The sequence below is a fragment of the Pseudomonas gorinensis genome (assembly GCF_042015035.1).
GTDB classification, from domain to species: domain Bacteria; phylum Pseudomonadota; class Gammaproteobacteria; order Pseudomonadales; family Pseudomonadaceae; genus Aquipseudomonas; species Aquipseudomonas gorinensis.
Map to the genome: position 1 here is coordinate 3,103,948 of NZ_CP167125.1, position 19,413 is coordinate 3,123,360.

Genomic DNA, 19,413 nt, shown 5'->3' on the forward strand with positions numbered 1-19,413 from the left:
GTTTACATCTGAAACCGGGGACATCGTTTACACATTTGAGGCTTGGACGCGGGTCGTACCTCGTCCAAGCCTCCCCAAGGGATAGTCACACAGGTACAAATCCCAGGCATCATCCTCAGCTTCTTTAAGCCCTATCCTTTCTCCGGATAGGGCCTCGCTGACAAATACCAACTTGCCATTCCACTTGATCGATCCATCCTGCCTGACGCTTCGCACCCGCATTTCTGCCGGATACTCCACATCGGGCAAGCATCCTGGGTACAGTCGGGTAGATGGTACGTACACCTCTCCCGGGCGCTTCATACCAAGCGCTTCATGAGGGCGTACGTAATTGAACTCATGTCGGAAATGTTCCAACAAAAGCTGCTGCTCGACCAAGTTGTTCCCTAGCGGTAGCTCAAGTTTCAGGCTGCGATGCATTCGTTCGTGTCGACCATTCTGGGCAGGTCTTCCTGGTATGGTGCGCTCGGGATAGATACCTAAACGGATCCACCAAACGGCCAGTGTGGACATTCTCGCCAAGCCAGGAGAGGCGAAGGGAACGCCATTGTCAGAACGAATGACTTCCGGCATGCCGTAATCCTGAAAAAGCCGCTCAAAGGTTTGTTTTACAGGCTGGGTCATGATTTTAGGATGAGCCCTGCAAGCCAGAATCAAACGGGATGCATGGTCTGTAACAGTCAGCGGGAAGCACATCTGGGCGTTGAGCATCTTGAATTGCCCTTTGTAGTCCACGCACCAGGTTTTGTTGGGGTCATTGGCCTCTCGCATTTCAATATGGGAGGTACCGTGCCGACGCTTGAACCGCCGTTTGCTGACCAGTCCAAGCCGATCCAGCCATTGGCCTGCTGTACTCGCAGAGGGCCATGCGATGGAGGGATCCTCGATTCGCAGTAGCTCGATAAGCTTCTTAGGTCCCCACTTATCGTGAGCTTCCTTCATGGCCACTACACGGGCCAAGATCTCATCGTCGGTCTTGTTGGGACTGTGATGAGGTCGTCGGGAAAGCTCGGACAACGACTTTAAATCGCCATCATACCGAGCAATCCATTTGTCTACCGTAGGCCGGCTCACGTTGAAACGACGCGCCAGCTGGGCTTTTGTGTAGTTGCCAGAAAGCCAGTTAGCAACCAGCTTGATTCGTTGATTCATGGGGGACTCTTGGTTCCAGGGCATGATCAGCTACCTCCTGATCATGCGTATTAACCTGTAAACCATGTCCCCGGTTAGAAATGTAAACGATGTCCCCGGTTTGTACCGGGGCAAGCCCCCTCCCACATTTGGACTGTGCAAGCCTTCAAGGCATTCTTGGCATTCACTGCCTTGGGCAACAGCTCCGGTTTGACTGGGTGTATAGAGATCAAAAATGTGGGAGGGGGCTTTGTGTTGGTGGTGTGGGTGTTATGAAAAAAAATAATAATTAGCTTAGATTAAAATGTGCTTTTTATTATTTTTTTCCATCCCCTAGGCTTGCTTGGAAGTCCTTAAGGCCATCCAGGAAGTTTTGCCATGAGCAGCGTCACCCCGATTTCCAGCGTTTCCAACCATGTTCGCCAGCGTGTCACTCCCGAAGAATGGGACGTGCGCGTCAAACTGGCCGCCGCTTACCGGCTGGCGGCCGTGTACAAGTGGACCGACCACATCTACACCCACTTCTCCGCCCGTGTACCTGGGCCGCACGAGCACTTCCTGATCAACGCCTTCGGGCTATTGTTCGATGAAATCAGTGCCTCCAACCTGGTCAAGGTCGACCTCGACGGCACCATCGTCGACGACCCTACCGGCTTGGGCATCAACTACGCCGGCTATGTGATCCACAGTGCCATCCACGGCGCACGCCACGACCTGCACGCCGTGTTGCATACCCATACCCGCGACGGCATTGCGGTGTCGGCGCAGAAGGACGGCTTGTTGCCGATCTCCCAGCACTCCATCGGCTTCTCGGGGCGTGTGGCTTACCACGGTTACGAAGGCGTGGCCCTCGACCTCGACGAACGTGAGCGCCTGGTGGCCGACCTGGGCGACAAGAGCGTGATGATCCTGCGTAACCATGGGCTGCTGACCGCGGGTGTCAGCGTTGAACATGCGTTTCAACAGCTGCAACAGCTGGAGCGCGCGTGCAATATCCAGGTCGCGGCGCAGGCAGCGGGGAATGCGGAGTTGATCTTCCCACCGGCTGAAGTGGTGGCGAAGGTCGAGCAACAGGCCAAGGCGTTTGCCAGCGGCGAGGGGCCGGGTGTGGCGCGGCATTGGAATGCGCTGATTCGGCAGTTGGAGCGCAACGATACCGACTATAAGAACTGATCCGGAGCTCGGTGAAGATCAAAGTGTGGGAGGGGCGGTGCGACGATTCGACTTGCCCCCGATGGCGGTGTATCAGTCAGCTCATCTGTTACTGACCCACTGCTATCGGGGGGCAAGTCGAATCGTCGCACCGCCCCTCCCACCTTGGTTTTGTAGTGGTTGTCAGGCGACTTTCTGCTCGCGTTCAGCAATCAGCTGGCGGGTGAGGGGGATCAACCGCTTGCCATAGTCGATCGCATCGTCGAGCGGATCAAACCCACGAATCAGGAAGGTGGTGATGCCGAGGTCGTAATAATCTACCAATGCCTCCGCAACTTGCTCGGCGGTGCCCACCAACGAGGTGGAGTTACCTTGTGCCCCCAGCAACCCAGCAATCCCGGTCCACAAACGCTTATCCAGTCGCGCCCCCTGCGCCGCCGCCGCGAGCAAGCGGCGTGAACCTTCGTTTGGCGGTTCACGCCGCACAAAACCGTTCTTCTGCGCCAGCGCCGTCGCCTGCTGCAAGATGCTCTCGGCCCGCGCCCACGCCAGTTCCTCGGTCTCGGCGAGGATCGGCCGCAACGACAGGCTGAAGCGAATCGTGCGCCCGTGCCTGGCCGCTTCAGCCCGCACCTGGGTCACGATTTCACGCACTTGCTCATAGGTCTCGCCCCACAACGCGTACACATCGGCATGCTTGCCTGCCACTTCAATCGCGGCCTTGGAGGAGCCGCCAAAGTACAGTGGGATATGCGGCTGTTGCGGTGACTTCACCGCAGAATGCGCGCCCTCCACCTGGTAGTAAGTGCCGGCGAAGTCGAAGGGCTGTTCGCTGGTCCATTCCTGGCGCACCACGCTCAGGTATTCGTCCGTGCGCGCGTAGCGTTCGTCTTTGCCGATATGGCTGCCGTCGGCGCGCAGTTCGCGGTCGTCACCCCCGGTGATGATATGCACGGCGGTACGCCCGCCGTTGAACACATCCAGGGTGGCGAACTGGCGCGCTGCCAGGGTCGGTTGGGCAAAACCGGGGCGGTGGGCAATCAGGAATTGCAGTTTTTTCGTCACGCTGGCCGCATGGGAGGCGATCAGCGTGCTGTCCGGGCTGTTGGAGTGGAAGGCCACCAGGGCGCGGTCGAAGCCGGCCTCTTCGTGGGCCCGGGCCACGGTCTCCACGTAGTCCGGTTGCAGGGTCGGGCCGCTGCGCGGGTGGATCTCGGATGCGTGATGGCCACCGATATAGCCGATGAATTCAATGCTCATGGTCTGTCCTTGTCGAGTACGGGGTTAACACCTCCACCGGGCAGGGGGTCGGTTATGTTCATACACGGTAGGGCCAGCCAAAGCCTGTGTAAAATGCCGTTTGGTTCTATTCTAATTATTAAAATATAGAATCATAGTTTAGTTGTTTGATCAGTAAATTGCATTTTGTGAGTAAGGCTGACGTTAGATAACGTTGTATTTTGCCCAGGGCTAAGGTCTGATGGGCGCCGAAAACGGCACCTCGAAGGTTGAGCATTGATGCGGGCAGAACTTGCGCAATATGGCGGTATCACCGTCATGATTCCGGCCGCGGTGGTGATTGCTGTCTGGTTAAGGTATTCCTCCCCTTGGGCGCTTCGGGCGTGGGTCATGACGGTCGGTGTGACTTATTCGATTGTGGCGGCTAGTAAGTTAATGTTCAAAGGGTGGGGTTTATCTTTCCAGCACGTGGACATTGCAGTAATAAGCGGCCATGCCATGAACACCTGTTTAATGGTGACGGTGGCAACAAGTATGTTGGCGCGCCAGTTCAATTTGGCGTGGCGCTGGCCGGCGGCGTGTGTGGCGCTCACGCTAAGTATCGGGTTCAGTGCTTATTGTGTCGCTCCCTATATACACCCACTGAATGAAGCCCTGGCCGGTGCCGCACTGGGCGCCGTCGCCGCGATTACCTTTCTCTGGCGTATTGATACCGCCAACGTCAAGGTATCCCCCTCGTTCATGAGCGGTGGGCTGGTGTTTTTGCTGGCCTGTGCGCTGGTGCCCAAATATAACGCGGAGTTGCTGCTCAACCGCGTTGCCGTGAGCCTTTCAGGGGCCGAACAAGCCCATCAGGAACCGGCCTGGCGTCTGGGCGCCGCGCGTGGCAAGGCCGAATAGGTCGCCAGGTCCAGGGCGCGGTTGCTCTCCACCATCAGTTCCAGCAGCACCGTTTGCGCATTGAACTGCCGCATATCGCCCCGACGTTGTGCACCCTGCATCTGCTTGAGCAGCGCATGGGTGATTTGCTGGGGTGAGCTGCCTTGCAACTGGTCCAGCCAGTAGCCTATTGCCCGGGTGTTCTGCTGGTACTGAGCGCCGACTGCTGGCTCCACAAGCCCTTCGAAAATGCCCGTGAGTTTTCTCAGGGCATGGCTACGGCGCAGGTCCTCCCACAGGTTCATGGCCGCTCCTCGGTGCCGGAGATATTAGCCAGCAACTCATCGGTCTTGACCTGCATGAACTGGCTGTCGCCACGGCTTTCCACGCACAGGCACACCGACAGTGCATCACTGACCTGCAGCTTGAAACGCCAGTCGGCGAAAACCATGGACAGCCCGGCGCCGGAGTCATCGCTGTCCAGGGAGTGGTCGGCGTACAGCACCTGCATGCGTTCGAGGACACGGGTCGAGTTATTCACCTCGATATGTATATTCCCTGAAGAAGGAAATAGGCCGATGCGCTCTACCAATAACTTTGGACTTTTCATGAGGGTACTCCGTTGCGTTGTTCAATAAGCCCAGGCTCCACCGAAAGGGCCCAGAGCATGAGTAATCGCTGATCATGAAGGGGTGGCCAATAGTTGTTTGGGGCACGTCAGCAGCCAATTTTGCTGTCGCGCCCAACTTGCAGGAAGGTCCATACAGCCAGTCAATAAACTGATCGCATCAGGGGAGTGCTGTGAGCTTTTTATCCCTTACAAAGATAAATGGCTTTTCTATCGCGGAAAAAGTCAAAACGGAAACAGCTGAGACCAGCGCAAGTACAATCGGTAATGATGCGATATATTGAAGTGCGCTGCCCTTCTCGAAGGAAAATACGTTAAATACTGAAAACAGCATATAAAGAATCAGTCCGTGAATCAGGTAGATACTATAGCTCACTTCGCCCAGGGTCTTGAGCCCCTTGCTTTCCAGTACACCAAAGATAGTATTGCCAAGGGCAATCATGATGAAGGGGATACCCAGTAGCAGCATCTGGAAAATAGAATATCCTTGGTCAATAAACATCCCAGAGGCGATAAAAGCTAAAACCACAACAGACGCCGTCCTCGATTTGGCAAACGACGAAAACGCCGGAAAATTTATATTTATGATTGCGGGAATAAAACCAATAAAGAATAGCAGGGCTAATTTAGGAACTACCAAGCCGAGGTAAATGCCTGGGATCGCCACTATCATTACCGTTACTGATAAGGCGAGATATTTGCCGTACCAGCGCCTATTGAAAATAGCAGCCACTGCGGGAAGAGATAAATAAAAAAGCCATTCATATCGGAGTGTCCAATGCGCGCCGGATGTCATATGAACGCTGTCTGGCGACCCATTAAAAGACGAACCGACAAAAAGCCCCCAGCTCACCAGGCCTTTTATGAGTCCCTTGGTGTCGGCATCAAAAACAAAACCGGTTTTCATAAGACTAATGACAAAGACCATGAGGACGACAAATATATAAAGTGGCATCACTCTTTGAATTCTTGACCTCAGTAGAAGGTTCCACTGCGGATTTTTTTGGTATATTTTTCCAAAAAATAGAAAGCCGGTTATCATGAAGAAAAGCGAAACTGGCACCACCCCCATATTATTTAAAATGGCACTTTGTGGACGCTCCCAAACCCCACTGACCTTCCAGTGGTAGGTCACAACAAAATGATGACAAACCACAGACGTGGCCAGCAGTCCGCGAAGGGCATCAATGGGCGAAGACCTCAAGAAGGTATGCTCGGTCAAGAGGTTGAGACGCGCAAAGGACACGCTTAAAAAAAGCAGGGAAATACTATATGCAGTAACGATCAAAAAAGCATTGTTCATACTGTCTGCTCGATCATTAATGGGTCTTGATCGTGTGCCCAATTTCACGAGGCGAAACGATGCACTTATAGTCGGTGGATGTGGCGACGATACGCATAGTCCTGATCGCCGGCGACGGTTTTAATTCGACAAAAACTAACAGGCTGGATTGAGTTTTTATCACGTGTTGGTTGAGGTTTTTAGCCCGTTATTACCTGGCGGAACGTTAAGAGTCCTCGACTGAGGAGAGAGGGGGGCCACTAACTGCATTTGTCATGTTTCTGGTAAAAAGCCTGCGGTCGAGCACCGTGACCGTCACTCCATGAAATCACCTGCATGAGATATTCAGCACCCGCATACGCTGAGAGAATGTTCACTGCCGTTGTAGTGCGTAGCGTTCTCTTGGCAGGTTTTAGTTCGCCTGTGTCTCTTAGCTGTTCAATGGCATCGGCAATCGCAGTAGGGTTATTGGGTGGAACGCAGCGACCAAAGAGACTTCGGTCCAGGACTATCGAGGCGCCGACGGTTGTGGTGGCCACAACGGCGACCCCGCACATGAGGGCTTCGCTGACAACAACACCCCACCCGTCATCGGACGTGGTAGAGGCTAATATCAGGACATCGATCTGACGGAAAAAACAATTAATTTCGCTCATGGGCAATACGCCCCGGAATGTCGCTTCGACGCCGGCTGAAATACAGTGGGCTTTCATTGCTTCTGCTTCGGGGCCGCCACCGGCAATATCGAACGTTACGCGGCCGTTCAATTGTGCCAGCGCGTCCACCACATCAAATATACCTTTTGACTTCACCAAACGTCCCAAGTAGCCGATGCGGAGTTTTTCGGTAGGCGGCGGTATATGGGACTTCACGATCGGAGGGGATATGAAGTAAGCAAATGGAATGACTTTTTCCGCAGGATAGCCAATCGATGTAAACCACGGTGGTCCATTACGACCGATGGCCAGGATGAACGCAGCGTGGCGACGGTGATAGCGTTCCTCGCCCCAGGACTGCAGCCACCGCAATGCACCAGACCAGCCTGAGGCGACGCGTGGTTCAGACATAATGGCATAGCGCGCTTTATTGGCTTTAATGGATGTCAGTCCTTTGAGGATCGTTGGAACCCACCTTATCCCTGAAAAGATGTGCAGCGAACTTGAAACGGACTCTGCCACTAACGATTCGATAGTTTGGAGATTGGGGGCAACGAGTGTTGTGTAGCCTATTGGGTCAGGAACACTCCAGCCGAGCGCGCGACGACTCTCAGAGAGTTCTTTATCGGCACAGCAAATCAACTCCAGTTGAGGGTTCAAGCGTGCCAGTGCCGTGAAGAAATCTGCCTTGTGCGGGGACAGTGACGGCTCCCAGATAACCAGTCTTCGAAGGGCGGGGGAATCGGTATGCATATCAAGTTATCCTGCAACTATCGGAGTCGGGCTATACGTCGTATCAGCCATGAAGGCTCAAGAAGCCATTTGCGCAGCCTTGCCAGAATCGCAATGTAACGGTCTCGTTCGGACCGTGGCCGTTTGAGCGCTGAGCGGAAAAGACGATCAGCGTCCCTCGCATACAATTCATTCAGGCGCCCGCTCCCAGTGATGGAGGCGTCATGCAAGCGAAAAATAGCCAAGTCTTCACCCATGGTGTTGAAACTGGCGCCTGCCAGTGCCATCTCTAAAAATAGTTCGCCATCCCAGCATGTACGATTTTCGGTATTGAAGCCGCCTACCTTTCTAAACCATTCGCTACGAAAAAAAGTGCCTTGTTGAAAGACTGAAACTGCGCCATACGCGTACCGCCAAGCCGTAAATTTCGATGGCGTAATTGATTTTATAAACGCGCCAGAGGCATCAACAAAGTAACCACAACCAGAAATAACGCTGGTTTGAGTGTTTGTCCGGAAAGCTTCAGCGACTTTTTCCAACGCCTCAGGAAGCAACTCATCGTCGGAGTTGATAAAGCCGAAAATATCGCCAGTGGCGCGTGAAAATCCTTTGTTAAGGCCGTCGGCGGCACCAGTATCTTTTTCGAAAACCTTAATTAATCGATCCCCATACGACTCGATTATTTCTCGACTACCGTCAGTGCTGCCAGGGTCAACGACAATATATTCGAGGTCGTTGAAATGTTGTGACAGGACTGAGTCTATGCATTTTTTTAGATAGTCAGCCTGGTTAAATGAAATGGTGACAATTGAGATTTTCAATGTGGTTTTCCGTGCTTTGACAGGTGTCTTGAGTAGCAGTAGAGCGCAGCAATGAATATGACAGTACTCCACCGTGCACTCGCACCAAAGGGTGAGAACATAATATTCCAGAACAACTCTATGATGCCGTTATAGAAATAAAATCCGAGAAATCTGAAGTTTTTAATAAACTCGATTAATAACCAGCGACTCATGACTATCCAGAAAAGACCACCGCCAACGCCAGCCCAGACCAGTCCACCCATGAGGTAGGAATGAACCGGTATGAGATCCGTGTTGTAGTTTGCTTCGTCTTTTTCCGAATAGCCCAATGCAAATTTAAGCGCGGTCAGTTTGTCCTGATAACCCCCTGTGTCTTTTGCCCATGAGCCATGTCCCAATAAGGGTTTGTCGAGGAAAGCACCCACAGACACAAGCATTTCACTGCGCCCCCCGAGCAGAGCGCCATATTCACCACTGGCCTGAATCTGAAATTTCTTCGCCGACTCTTCGGGCAGTTTATCCAGGAACCAGTCTGATGAAAAAATCGAGGTAAAGACGGCATTGATTAATAGAAGGAATGCAAAAATAAAAAAAAGCATTTTAGTCGCGGCAAATGGTCCTTTCATACTGTTGAGGGCTGCTGCAAGACGTTTTCGACTGAGCAGTGTATAAGCGGTGACCGCGAGAAGTGGAAAAATGGCCATGCTGCGTGAATCGTTAAAAAAACTGAAGATTGAAAAAATCGATATCAACAGGATGAGATGGGCATTTTTTTTCCGCGCAATGAAAAAAGTGTAAATCGTGGCAAAGAGTGCGATGACCAGTTGCCCTATCCCCCATTTCCAAGCATTGCCCAGGAAGTACTCACTGGGAAATAAAATAAATTGAGGGATAGCGCCGAGATAGGCACCGATTAAAAAAGATGGCATGCGCCGGATGTCACGATCAAAATATGTCGATAAGGCCACGAACGTACACAGAAAGATAACGGGCGCGCCAATACCTTTAACCGAGTCTACGGTTTCGGATTGATTGACTTGATCGGAAATAAATTGGCAAATGGTCCAAATCATACCGAATACAACAAGTGTGCCAATACCCTTTCCCAGCTTAAGCCGGCCCAGGTTCAACGCCAGATAAATGAGCGCAAGGATCTCTCCTGCATAAATCTCACCGCCGAAGGACAATTTCTGGCTGGAGAAAAAACCGATGAATAATGGCGTCAAACGGAGTGCCATTTTCAGTCGAGATCTTTTCAGGTCGATAGTTTTTTTAAGCGAAGGTAGCACCGTGGGTCGACCTGGTAGAGGATAAAGATCGGGCATGCGAATAGTCCCAGTCACAATAAGGTGGCGCGGTAGTTGCGCGAGGCTGTCCATTGAAAAAGGTGTCGTGAGTTTGTTTACGCTCACTATCTAATAAATAAGCCGACGAGCGTTGATCCACTTTAGAGAAGCCCGATCGCGATTTTTTATTAGCTAAGGACAGGTTGTCTGCAAATTTTTCGGGAGCGTCAGTTTGATGTGGCTTCTGAGAAGGCTTCCTCCGACCACCAGCCTGAGTACCTGGCAAGCATTCAATGACCAGATCATTCCGACTAATCCCAGTGTAGAGGTGGCTAATACTTTTGCCGTGAATAAAATGAATAAGTACACGATGTAGAGCTGTACCTGCTGCTTGATGACACCCGCACCGTTTAATACCATCGACTGTACAGTGCCTATGCACGTGAGTACTGCGAACACCGCCATGCCGGTCAGCACGGGGGAAGGAAGTGTCAGGTTTTGGTGGGTCCACACGTTGACCAGTCGTTCCCCGAAGAGCAAAAGAACCAAGCTGATGATGAACGCCAGCGTCCCTGTAAGGTAATAAGCCCAGCGGGTGATCTTTAGAATCCAGGCGCCATTCCCTTCCGCTTTTGCGTTGGCAATTTCTGGCCAGAGGGGAAATAGCGCAATGGAGACGAGGGCGGGTACATAGGTATACAGCCGGGTGTACACGTCCAGCGAGGGGACGATGTCGATGCCGATCAAACTGCCGGCCAGTAAGGTATTTATGCCTACTTCCGCGTACGGAACGACCTGCAGAATCAAAAATGACAGCCCCGTTATCAAGTAAGGTTTTAAAAGGGTGTGGTCATAATATTTAAATCGAGGCACCAACAGTTTCATGCTGCTTCTACGAAATACCACCAGCACTGAAACCCAGCCAATGATCACCGGTACGCCAATCACCCCGAAGACGAGCAGTGACAAGTTTGCGGCTCCGCTCTCTACCACAGCCCATACAAACAGCAGGGACAGCAGGCGTCCACTGGTGGTCCAGGCATTAGCCTCCGTCGTACGGTGACGTGCGAACAAAATCCGTTGGATGAGCCCTGATGGCAAACCCACGAAGACGCAGGCGGAACCCAACAACATCGCCTGATAGCGTGCAATGTCAGCGATGGGCGCGTAGTGGTAGACCCACAGTGCTAACCCGCCCGTCACGATCAGGGCCACGCATGCAATCGTCAGTAATGTAAACCAGACCACCGAAACCGCTTTGCGTGAGCCTTCGGACACTGAATCTTTGCTCTCTCCCGCAAGGGTGTTGACAATGGCCAAGCCAATACCAAAGTCTGCGTAGGCGGACAGTACTGATAACGATATCGCCATTGACAGAAATGCATAATCAACCACGCTCAGCGCGTTAATAGTGAGCGGGATAAGAGCCATTACAATCAACAGATTAAATAATCGGGCGGCCGCGGACCCAAAAATATTCTTGACCAGCCTTCGAAGTCGATTATCTAGACGCACAGCATAAGATCTCTGGTTTGGGTGGGGCAGGGGGCTTGTGTCAATGGTGAATTCGATCGTTCGAGGGGGCTGTAGGCCTGATTTACTTATCGCCCGATGGAGTAATGAGTGATGCCTTTCTTTTTCATTCGTGCGGGCTCATACAAGTTACGACCATCGAAAATCACGGGCTGGTGGAGCTGCTGTTTGATGAACTCGAAGTCCGGTGCTTTGAACGCTGGCCAGTCGGTAACAATCACCAGTGCCTCTGCATCTTTCAGTGCCGTTTCCTTGGTGCCACACAAATTCAGATCGTCACGGACGCCATAGATACGCTGGGTTTCTTCCATGGCTTCCGGATCGTAGACACTAACCTTGGCTCCCGCGTCCCATAGCGCTTCAATAAGTACTCGGCTGGGGGCCTCACGCATATCATCAGTGTTGGGCTTGAAACTCAGGCCCCAGACAGCGAATGTCTTACCCACCAGATCACCCGAAAAATGCTTATGGATTTGTTTGAACTGGAGGGTTTTTTGTTCATTATTCCGGTGTTCAACTGCTTTCAAGATGCTGGCATCGAAATTGACGCTGCTGGCTGTGCGAATCAGCGCTTGTACATCTTTCGGAAAGCACGATCCGCCGTAACCGACACCAGGGTAGATGAAGTGGTAGCCGATACGGGGATCAGCACCTATGCCTTGGCGAACCATCTCGATGTCCGCGCCGAGCATCGCCGCAAGGTTAGCCATTTCGTTCATAAAGCTAATTTTGGTGGCAAGCATGCAATTGGCCGCGTATTTCGTGAGTTCGGCACTCCGTACATCCATGACAATAATTTTTTCATGGTTGCGGTTGAACGGTGCATACAGTTCACGTATGACCTCCTCGGCATATGCACTGTCAGTGCCGATGACAATGCGGTCAGGGCGCATACAGTCTGCGACTGCGGAGCCTTCCTTGAGAAACTCGGGATTTGACACGACCTCGAATGTCAGTTCTTCACGTCCTCGCTGAGCAAGGACTTCCACGATACGCCTATTGACCTTGTCGGCCGTTCCTACGGGCACGGTGGATTTGTCAATGATTGTCTTATGGCTTTCCATGTACTGGGCGATTGTTTCGGCGACGCCGAGCACGTACTTCAAATCGGCCGATCCGTCTTCATCCGGTGGCGTCCCAACGGCAATAAACTGCACATCACCATGTTTCACGGCTGAGGCTGCATCTGTGGTGAAAGTGAGACGACCCGCTGCGTAATTTTCTTTTACCAAGGTTTCCAAGCCCGGCTCGTAGATCGGTACGTGCCCCTGCTTGAGTTGTTGGACCTTATCAGCATCAATATCAACGCAGACGACCTCGTGACCGACTTCGGCCAGGACCGCGCCTTGGACCAACCCTACGTAACCAATGCCGAAAACGGTGACTTTCATGTCGATTCTCTATGGAAGTATTTAAGTGCGAAAAGTTAATGTGTTGGGCACGCTACCGCCCCAGGATGTTCTGCTAGTCCCTGAGAGCGATATCGATTGATTAGTTAATTGCATCCAAGCCGATAGAGGCTCAGTAGGCGCTTACTGAATACACGGTGAAACTGGAAAAATCGAATCACCTGCAGTGGGTGGCGCTTTAAGCCTTGTCGGACTTATAGTCATAGTGATAGTAGCCGTAGTTTGAATAACCATAAGCTGCCGACGCTCGTCTTTCAACTCCGTTAAAGATGGCACCTTTCAGGTGTATGCCATTTTGAGAGAAACGACGCATAGTCAATTCAATTTCACGGGCCGGGCTCATGCCAAAGCGCGTAACAATCAAGCTGGTACCGGCCTGGCGTCCAACAATGGCGGCGTCTGTCACTGCCAATAGTGGCGGTGTATCAAGAATTACGAGGTCGTAAAGGGCACTGACTTGATCTAACAATTCACTGAAGTTGAAGTGCATCAACAGTTCCGACGGATTGGGAGGGATTTGCCCTCGTCCGATGATATCGAAGTTTTCGATATCCGTTTTGTGTATGGCGGTGATGAGATCACAGCGTTTAACCAGCAAGTCGGACAGCCCATTTTCTGCCGGCGTTCCCAGTACTTTATGCAAATAGCCTTTTCGCATATCCACATCGATCAACAAGACCCTCTGCCCTGACTGCGCGATCACCGCGGCGAGGTTTGCCGAGACAAACGTTTTCCCCACCAGCGGGCTGGGACCGGAGATCATCAAACGGTTGTTAGGTGCTTCCAGCATTGCAAAGTGCAGGCTGGTGCGCAGACTGCGCAGCGCTTCAATCGCCAGGTCGGTAGGATGAGACAGGGTGAGCAAAGCGGCAGCCTTGTAAAGGCCCTGACCTCGATGGGTCTTTGCTTCCTCGGATTCCTGCAACACGCTGTAGGGAATAGAGGCATACACTGGCAAGCCTAATTGCTCGATCGCATCCGGGTTTTCCAACCCTTTGTTCAATGTTTTTCGAAATAACACCAGGGCCACAGCGAAGAAACCGCCGAATAGGGTAGCGCCCAGTACGATCAAGAATTTCTTGGGTTTGACGGGCTTCTGAATATTCACATCCGCAGTATCGATCAAGCGCACGTTTCCGACGGTGCCCGCCCGCATGACGTCAAGTTCCTGGGATTTATTCAACAGCTGTGTGTAGACCTCAGTGCCAACCTCAACATCGCGAGTGAGGCTGAGTAATTCCTGCTGGGTGGCGGGTAGGCTGGTAACTTTTCTCTCCAGCATCTTTTGTTTTTCGGTCAACTCACCGATCTGCGTCAAAAGAGCGCGGTAAGCGGGGTGTTCAGGGGTAAACTTTCTATCCATCTCCGCTTGCTGGAGTTTCATGTTGGATATGTTGGTATCCAAATTGACCATCTGCTCAAGGATCGACTTGGTTTCCAGACTGATGTCCACGGACTTGTTACGTGTCTGGTATTGGTTCAGCGCATTCCCGGCTTTCTCCAGATCTTTTTTGATCTCTGGGAGCTTTTCTCTCAAAAAGTCCAGGCTTTGAGCAGCCTCTGCCGAGGTGCGTTGCACGTTTTGGCGTACATAAAGCTCAGCAATGGTATTTAGTATCTTTACCGATTTTCTCGCGTCTTTACTTTCCAGTGAAAGATTGAGAATGCCTGATTCTTTCCCGCGTTCAAGCACATCCAAGGCGTCTTGATATTCCAAAATGCTGTTCAGACGAGGGTTGCGGACAACGCTGAACTTCGTTCCTGGATTCGCGCGCAGTTCATCAATTTGAAGTTTAATCCCCCGCTGATTGACTGCTTGCCCCCTCTCGCCCTCCACCAACAGATTGCCGTCTTCGTCGAGCAGTACGTAATCCCCACTGTCGCCGGCGACGAGGGTCAGTTTTTTACCGAGTAGACTTTCCGGCAGGTTGAGTTGAGACACCTTAAGAGACTCTCCGCCCCACGCGAAGCTGTTCATACCCAGCCACGGGCTGGCGACCTCGCCCTGAGCCGTCCCTTTGAAACGGCGAGAAATGAACTCACCTACCACAGGGAAGTAGTTCGGAACGATGACAATATCAAGTTGTAGTTTATCGACCGTCTCGCCAATAATTGCACGCGACCTGATCAGTTCGATCTCGGTGGTAGAAGGAGATTCTTTACCCAGCATACTGCTGACATCCGAGAACCCGAGCAGGTCATTCTTTTTGGACTCAACTTGCACCAGCGCATTCGCCTGATAGATGGGCGAGGCCAACAGCGCATACGCAATGCCCACGATCATAAAGATCACGGTAATTGCCATAATCAACCATTTGTGATCTATCATCGTTCCGAACATGCCGAGAAGATCAATCTCGTCATCGTCATAATCCTGCGCATTCACTACGATTGACTGTTGCATAAGTTAGTTTATCGGCCCTGATGACTATGTGGTGAATGACACTCAGCGTGCGAGACGCTGTGCCCATGCCTGTACGGCTTCTTCTATCAACGTATAAGCATGTACAAAAGCAGGTTTCCCTTGACGGTAGGGGTCTCTGATTTCGCGGTTGTCTTGCCATTTACCCAGCAAGAAGACTTTTCCCCGTGCTTCGGGGGCGATGTTCAAAACACCCTTGATATGGCCTTGCTCCATCACCAGGATAATGTCCGACCCACATACCGATTCTGAGGTCAGTTGACTGGCTTTGTGCGCAGTGGGCACGTAGCCGTGTTCCTCAAGGACCATTCGCGCAGTAGGCTCGATAGGGTTATCGTCCAGGGCGGCGAGGCCAGCCGAGCTAACTTCGATGTCGGAGCGAGCGAGGGCTTCACGTAACAAAACTTCTGCAGTAGGACTGCGACATATGTTGCCGATGCAGACGACCAGAATTTTTTTAAACACGGCAACCTCCTTGGCGCGTAGACAAGTGCTCAGGTGAACTAACCCATTCGAGAATGCTGAGGGGTATTGTAAGGTTTAAGCGTCAGTTGAATAATTTGCTTAGAGGGATTCACGTTGAGAAGCTTAACGTTGAATGCGCCGTAACAGCAACCCTAAATATCACCTGTGTACTTAATGCCATATTGTTCGAAGTTCGCCAGCTTTTAAAGTTCGACAAAAAATAACACTTCAGTTTCCAACTGACAAAAAATAACATTCATGGCTTTTTTGGGCGTCGCTCGGTATAAAGTGAGTTAGTTGTTTTTGACGTTAGTGTGCAGGAAGTCCGTTAACCTTGCTTAGTTGGAGGCTGAAAGTGTTGGCACATGACGCGACAAGCATTCCGATTATCCAGAGTGAGGACGTTGGTTCCACTGCCTGGTATTTGGTCCAATGCAAGGCGAATCAGGATGAGCGAGCTGAAAATAATCTGATCGAACAAGGCTATACCTGTTTTCGTCCCACGCATCGGCGTGAGCGGATTCTAAAAGGGCAACGAAGGGTGGTTTGTGAGTCTCTCTTTCCCAGCTATTTATTTATCCAAGTCAGTTCAAACGACAATTGGGGGCCTCTGCGTTCGACCCGTGGAGTATTACGGGTTGTGGCATTTGGTGGTAAGCCGCTGCCGGTCCGTGATGTGTTGATTGCGCAGCTTTACGAGCGCAATAGCGATGCTCCCGTAGCGGCATGCCTTACTCCCGGGGAAACAGTGCGTATTAATGAAGGCCTCTTTGCCGAGTTGAAGGCGATCTTTCTGACAATGGAGGGAAGTGAGAGGGTTGTTTTGCTGATGAATTTCCTGCTAGGAGAGCAGGTATTCAGTTTGCCGCTGGCGGGCGTTAGCAGGCTTTAACTACTCACTAATAGTTAATAATCACCTGGCGCGCCAACACGGCACTCTTTGATGTGGCGCGGTGGCAGGAAAGCGTATTCAGTGCGGTCCCTGAGATAACAGTGGGTTGTTTGTCAGTGTGCGAATTTCATATTGCCGACTTTATTCAAGGCAGGGCCAATACCTGATCGTCAGGCGTGAACGCTGTCTACCTGGATCTTGCTACTTGTAAGAAGACCTGAATCTATTCAACGGATGAGCGGACAGCACTTGAAGTTATTAAGAATCATCTCTTCGGTTAAACCGGAAAATGGCGGTCCTATTAATGCCGCTCGGGAAATTGACAAGGTCCTCGTTCAGGACGGGCATCGTGTTGATGTATTGACGCTGGATGCGGATTTCGCTGTCGACTATCCGGGAACGGTGCACTTCATGGGGCCGAGCCGATTTGGCTACGGTTTGAACGCAAACATTCGGCAGTGGCTTGAACAGCACGCACGGCACTATGACTTTTTCATCATCAATGGACTATGGCAGTACCACGGTTTCGTCGCTCGCCAGGTGCTGAACAAGTTGGGCCGACCCTACATTGTGTATACCCACGGGATGCTTGATCCCTGGTTTAAGCACGCTTATCCACTCAAGCATTTGAAGAAATGGTTGTATTGGCCGTGGGGTGAGTACCGGGTGCTGAGGGATGCGAAGCGCGTGGTATTTACCAGTGAAGAAGAGAAAATCCGTGCGCGTGAGTCGTTCTGGTTATACCGGGCTAATGAAACGATAACGGCTTACGGTACCGCCAGCCCGCCGTCGGACGATGCACGATTGGCTCAGGCTTTCGTCAATGACCACCCGGAGTTGAAGGGCAAACGGGTGATCCTGTTCTTGAGTCGTATCCATGAAAAGAAAGGTTGCGACCAACTGCTGCAGGCATTTGCCCAGGTCGCAGGGCAAGATGAGCGTTTGCATCTGGTCATGGCCGGCCCTGATCAAGGGGGCTGGGTACAGGCGTTGAAGACCCAAGCCTTGGACTTGGGAGTGGCTCATCGAGTGACGTGGCCTGGCATGTTGCAGGGGGAGGCAAAGTGGGGGGCGTTTTATGCGGCCGAGGTATTTTGCCTGCCTTCACATCAGGAAAATTTCGGCGTAGTCGTGGCGGAGGCGCTGGCCTGTGGCAAACCGGTGCTGATCAGTAACAAGGTCAATATCTGGCGTGAAATCGAAAAGGACGCCGTAGGGTTTGTCAGCGAAGACACTGCTGCTGGCGCCGTGCAAAACCTGCAACGCTGGTTGCGACTCGACTTGCCCGGCTACGGTCAAATGTCCGGGCGAGCCCAAGCGTGCTTCGCCGAGCGCTTTCATATTCGACGTGGGGCTCAGCGTCTGTTGGAGATCGTGCGGGAGTGCCTCCCATGATTCTTCAAGGCAATGACCCCCATCACTCGCCCTCGTTTTCGTTCGTGCACAGGGTGCGTCGCCAACTCTGGAATATGGTGTACGTGTTGCTGTTTCGGCCCAGTCCGCGCCCGTTTCATGCCTGGAGAGCCTTCTTACTGAGACTGTTCGGCGCACGCCTGGGCAAAGGTGTACATGTTTATCCGCGCGCGAAAGTGTGGGCACCCTGGAATCTTGAACTCGGTGATCATGTTGGTATTGCCGATGGCACCAATCTTTACAACATGGCCATGATTTCCATCGGACGCTACAGCGTCATTTCCCAGGGCGCTCATTTGTGCGGCGGTTCCCACGACTACAACAGTCGAAACTTTCAGTTGTACGCAAAGCCCATTGTGCTGGGGGAGCATGTGTGGGTGTGCGCCGACGCGTTCGTCACCCTTGGAGTCTGTATTGCCGATGGCGTGGTAGTGGGCGCCCGCACCCTGGTGATCAAGAGCATTGCGCAGCCGTGGACCGTCCACGCCGGGCATCCCGCCCGGCAAATCGGCCACCGCACACAACACTTGCACGAGGTGATGCCATGACGCGTGAAACCATCACCGTAATCATCCTCACCTATAACGAAAGCCTTCACATCGCCCGAGCCATCGAGTCGGCGCGTGCCTTCAGCGATGAAGTGCTGGTGGTGGATTCGTTCTCCAGCGACGACACCTGTGACATCGCCCGGCTCCATGGTGCGCTAGTGGTGCAGCATGCGTTCGTCAACCAGGCCAAGCAGTTCCAGTGGGCATTGGACCATTTGCCGATCACCGGCAACTGGACGATGCGTCTGGACGCCGATGAGATCATCGAGGCGGACCTGGCCGCCGCCATCAATACCCGGCTGCCCACACTGACCAGTGACATCACCGGCATCAACTTCAAGCGCAAGCATATTTTCATGGGGCGCTGGGTGCGTCATGGCGGCCGCTATCCGTTGAAGATGCTGCGGTTGTGGCGTACCGGGAAAGGCCGTATCGAAGACCGTTGGATGGACGAGCACATCTCGGTGGCCGAGGGCCGCACCATCACGCTGGAAGGCGGTTTTGCCGACCACAATTTGCATGACTTGACCTTCTTCACCCACAAGCACAACGGCTATGCCACCCGTGAAGCGATTGAAGTGCTGAATGCACGGCTGGGGCTGTTTGAAATACGTGACGACTTGCATGCCGGGCAGAGTTCGTTCCAGGCCAGGGCGAAGCGCCTTGTGAAAAACCGCCTATATAACCGCGTGCCATTCACCCTGAGTTCTACCGCGTATTTCCTGTGGCGCTACATCATCCAGCTGGGGTTTCTCGATGGCCGCAGTGGTCTGGTCTATCACCTGCTCCAGGGCTATTGGTACCGCTTTCTGGTGGGCGCCAAAGTGCTCGAACTGGAAACCGCGATTGCGCACTTAAACGATAAGGAAGCCATTGTCCGGGAACTATCAAAGTTGACCGGACATAACTTGAACCTGCCCACACCGAAGTAACTGAGCGTTTT

At 52.5% G+C, this 19,413-nt stretch carries 18 protein-coding genes; 6 read left to right on the forward strand and 12 right to left on the reverse strand.

Annotated features, from left to right (window positions below; translation table 11 throughout):
- Positions 1 to 27: 27 nt before the first annotated feature.
- Positions 28 to 1,176, reverse strand: coding sequence for an integrase core domain-containing protein (locus AB7933_RS14230; protein WP_024074889.1), 1,149 nt, complete (start codon positions 1,174 to 1,176; stop codon positions 28 to 30).
- Positions 1,177 to 1,509: 333 nt separating this feature from the next.
- On the opposite strand from AB7933_RS14230, the gene AB7933_RS14235 reads away from it, so the two are divergent.
- Positions 1,510 to 2,304, forward strand: a complete 795-nt coding sequence (locus AB7933_RS14235) for a class II aldolase/adducin family protein (protein ID WP_024074890.1) — start codon at positions 1,510 to 1,512, stop codon at positions 2,302 to 2,304.
- Between the two features lie 162 nt (positions 2,305 to 2,466).
- On the opposite strand, the gene AB7933_RS14240 is transcribed toward AB7933_RS14235, so the two are convergent.
- Positions 2,467 to 3,543: an LLM class flavin-dependent oxidoreductase gene (locus AB7933_RS14240; protein ID WP_024074891.1), complete on the reverse strand. Its 1,077-nt coding sequence runs from the start codon at positions 3,541 to 3,543 to the stop codon at positions 2,467 to 2,469.
- A gap of 258 nt (positions 3,544 to 3,801) precedes the next feature.
- Here AB7933_RS14240 and AB7933_RS14245 point away from each other — a divergent pair, with 258 nt between their 5' ends.
- Positions 3,802 to 4,422, forward strand: a complete 621-nt coding sequence (locus tag AB7933_RS14245) for a phosphatase PAP2 family protein (RefSeq protein ID WP_024074892.1) — start codon at positions 3,802 to 3,804, stop codon at positions 4,420 to 4,422.
- Here the strand turns inward: AB7933_RS14245 and AB7933_RS14250 are convergent.
- The 10 genes from AB7933_RS14250 to AB7933_RS14295 all read right to left on the reverse strand — a co-directional run bounded on the left by AB7933_RS14250 (position 4,374) and on the right by AB7933_RS14295 (position 15,617).
- Positions 4,374 to 4,706 (reverse strand): hypothetical protein, encoded by a 333-nt coding sequence (locus AB7933_RS14250; RefSeq protein WP_024074893.1) that lies wholly within the window; start codon positions 4,704 to 4,706, stop codon positions 4,374 to 4,376. The genes AB7933_RS14245 and AB7933_RS14250 overlap by 49 nt on opposite strands.
- Complete coding sequence (locus tag AB7933_RS14255; protein ID WP_024074894.1) at positions 4,703 to 5,011, reverse strand: hypothetical protein; 309 nt, start codon at positions 5,009 to 5,011, stop codon at positions 4,703 to 4,705. The genes AB7933_RS14250 and AB7933_RS14255 overlap by 4 nt, the downstream gene beginning before the upstream one ends.
- Before the next feature lie 178 nt (positions 5,012 to 5,189).
- Positions 5,190 to 6,332, reverse strand: a complete 1,143-nt coding sequence (locus tag AB7933_RS14260) for an acyltransferase family protein (RefSeq protein WP_024074895.1) — start codon at positions 6,330 to 6,332, stop codon at positions 5,190 to 5,192.
- A gap of 239 nt (positions 6,333 to 6,571) precedes the next feature.
- Positions 6,572 to 7,720, reverse strand: coding sequence for a glycosyltransferase family 4 protein (locus AB7933_RS14265; RefSeq protein WP_024074896.1), 1,149 nt, complete (start codon positions 7,718 to 7,720; stop codon positions 6,572 to 6,574).
- 17 nt (positions 7,721 to 7,737) lie between these two features.
- Positions 7,738 to 8,520, reverse strand: a complete 783-nt coding sequence (locus tag AB7933_RS14270) for a glycosyltransferase family 2 protein (protein WP_024074897.1) — start codon at positions 8,518 to 8,520, stop codon at positions 7,738 to 7,740.
- Positions 8,517 to 9,827, reverse strand: coding sequence for a hypothetical protein (locus tag AB7933_RS14275; RefSeq protein ID WP_143036969.1), 1,311 nt, complete (start codon positions 9,825 to 9,827; stop codon positions 8,517 to 8,519). Before AB7933_RS14275 ends, AB7933_RS14270 begins: the two co-directional genes overlap by 4 nt.
- A gap of 153 nt (positions 9,828 to 9,980) precedes the next feature.
- The gene (locus AB7933_RS14280; protein WP_024074899.1) at positions 9,981 to 11,219 is read right to left on the reverse strand and encodes a hypothetical protein; all 1,239 of its coding nucleotides are present in this window, start codon (positions 11,217 to 11,219) and stop codon (positions 9,981 to 9,983) included.
- A gap of 170 nt (positions 11,220 to 11,389) precedes the next feature.
- Complete coding sequence (locus tag AB7933_RS14285; RefSeq protein WP_024074900.1) at positions 11,390 to 12,712, reverse strand: UDP-glucose dehydrogenase family protein; 1,323 nt, start codon at positions 12,710 to 12,712, stop codon at positions 11,390 to 11,392.
- A 196-nt stretch (positions 12,713 to 12,908) separates the two neighbouring features.
- The gene (locus tag AB7933_RS14290) at positions 12,909 to 15,134 is read right to left on the reverse strand and encodes a polysaccharide biosynthesis tyrosine autokinase (RefSeq protein WP_024074901.1); all 2,226 of its coding nucleotides are present in this window, start codon (positions 15,132 to 15,134) and stop codon (positions 12,909 to 12,911) included.
- Between the two features lie 42 nt (positions 15,135 to 15,176).
- Positions 15,177 to 15,617 carry a low molecular weight protein-tyrosine-phosphatase gene (locus AB7933_RS14295; protein ID WP_024074902.1) on the reverse strand — a complete coding sequence of 147 codons (441 nt, stop codon included), beginning with the start codon at positions 15,615 to 15,617 and terminating at the stop codon, positions 15,177 to 15,179.
- A 358-nt stretch (positions 15,618 to 15,975) separates the two neighbouring features.
- Here AB7933_RS14295 and rfaH point away from each other — a divergent pair, with 358 nt between their 5' ends.
- The 4 genes from rfaH (at position 15,976) to AB7933_RS14315 (ending at position 19,402) form a co-directional block, all read left to right on the forward strand.
- Positions 15,976 to 16,509 carry a transcription/translation regulatory transformer protein RfaH gene (gene rfaH / locus AB7933_RS14300; RefSeq protein ID WP_219734135.1) on the forward strand — a complete coding sequence of 178 codons (534 nt, stop codon included), beginning with the start codon at positions 15,976 to 15,978 and terminating at the stop codon, positions 16,507 to 16,509.
- 249 nt (positions 16,510 to 16,758) lie between these two features.
- A complete protein-coding gene (locus AB7933_RS14305) occupies positions 16,759 to 17,904 on the forward strand; it encodes a glycosyltransferase (protein WP_041161166.1) in 1,146 nt (381 codons plus the stop codon).
- Positions 17,901 to 18,470: an acetyltransferase gene (locus AB7933_RS14310; RefSeq protein ID WP_041160909.1), complete on the forward strand. Its 570-nt coding sequence runs from the start codon at positions 17,901 to 17,903 to the stop codon at positions 18,468 to 18,470. Before AB7933_RS14305 ends, AB7933_RS14310 begins: the two co-directional genes overlap by 4 nt.
- Positions 18,467 to 19,402: a glycosyltransferase family 2 protein gene (locus AB7933_RS14315; protein ID WP_024074906.1), complete on the forward strand. Its 936-nt coding sequence runs from the start codon at positions 18,467 to 18,469 to the stop codon at positions 19,400 to 19,402. The genes AB7933_RS14310 and AB7933_RS14315 overlap by 4 nt, the downstream gene beginning before the upstream one ends.
- Positions 19,403 to 19,413 lie beyond the last annotated feature (11 nt).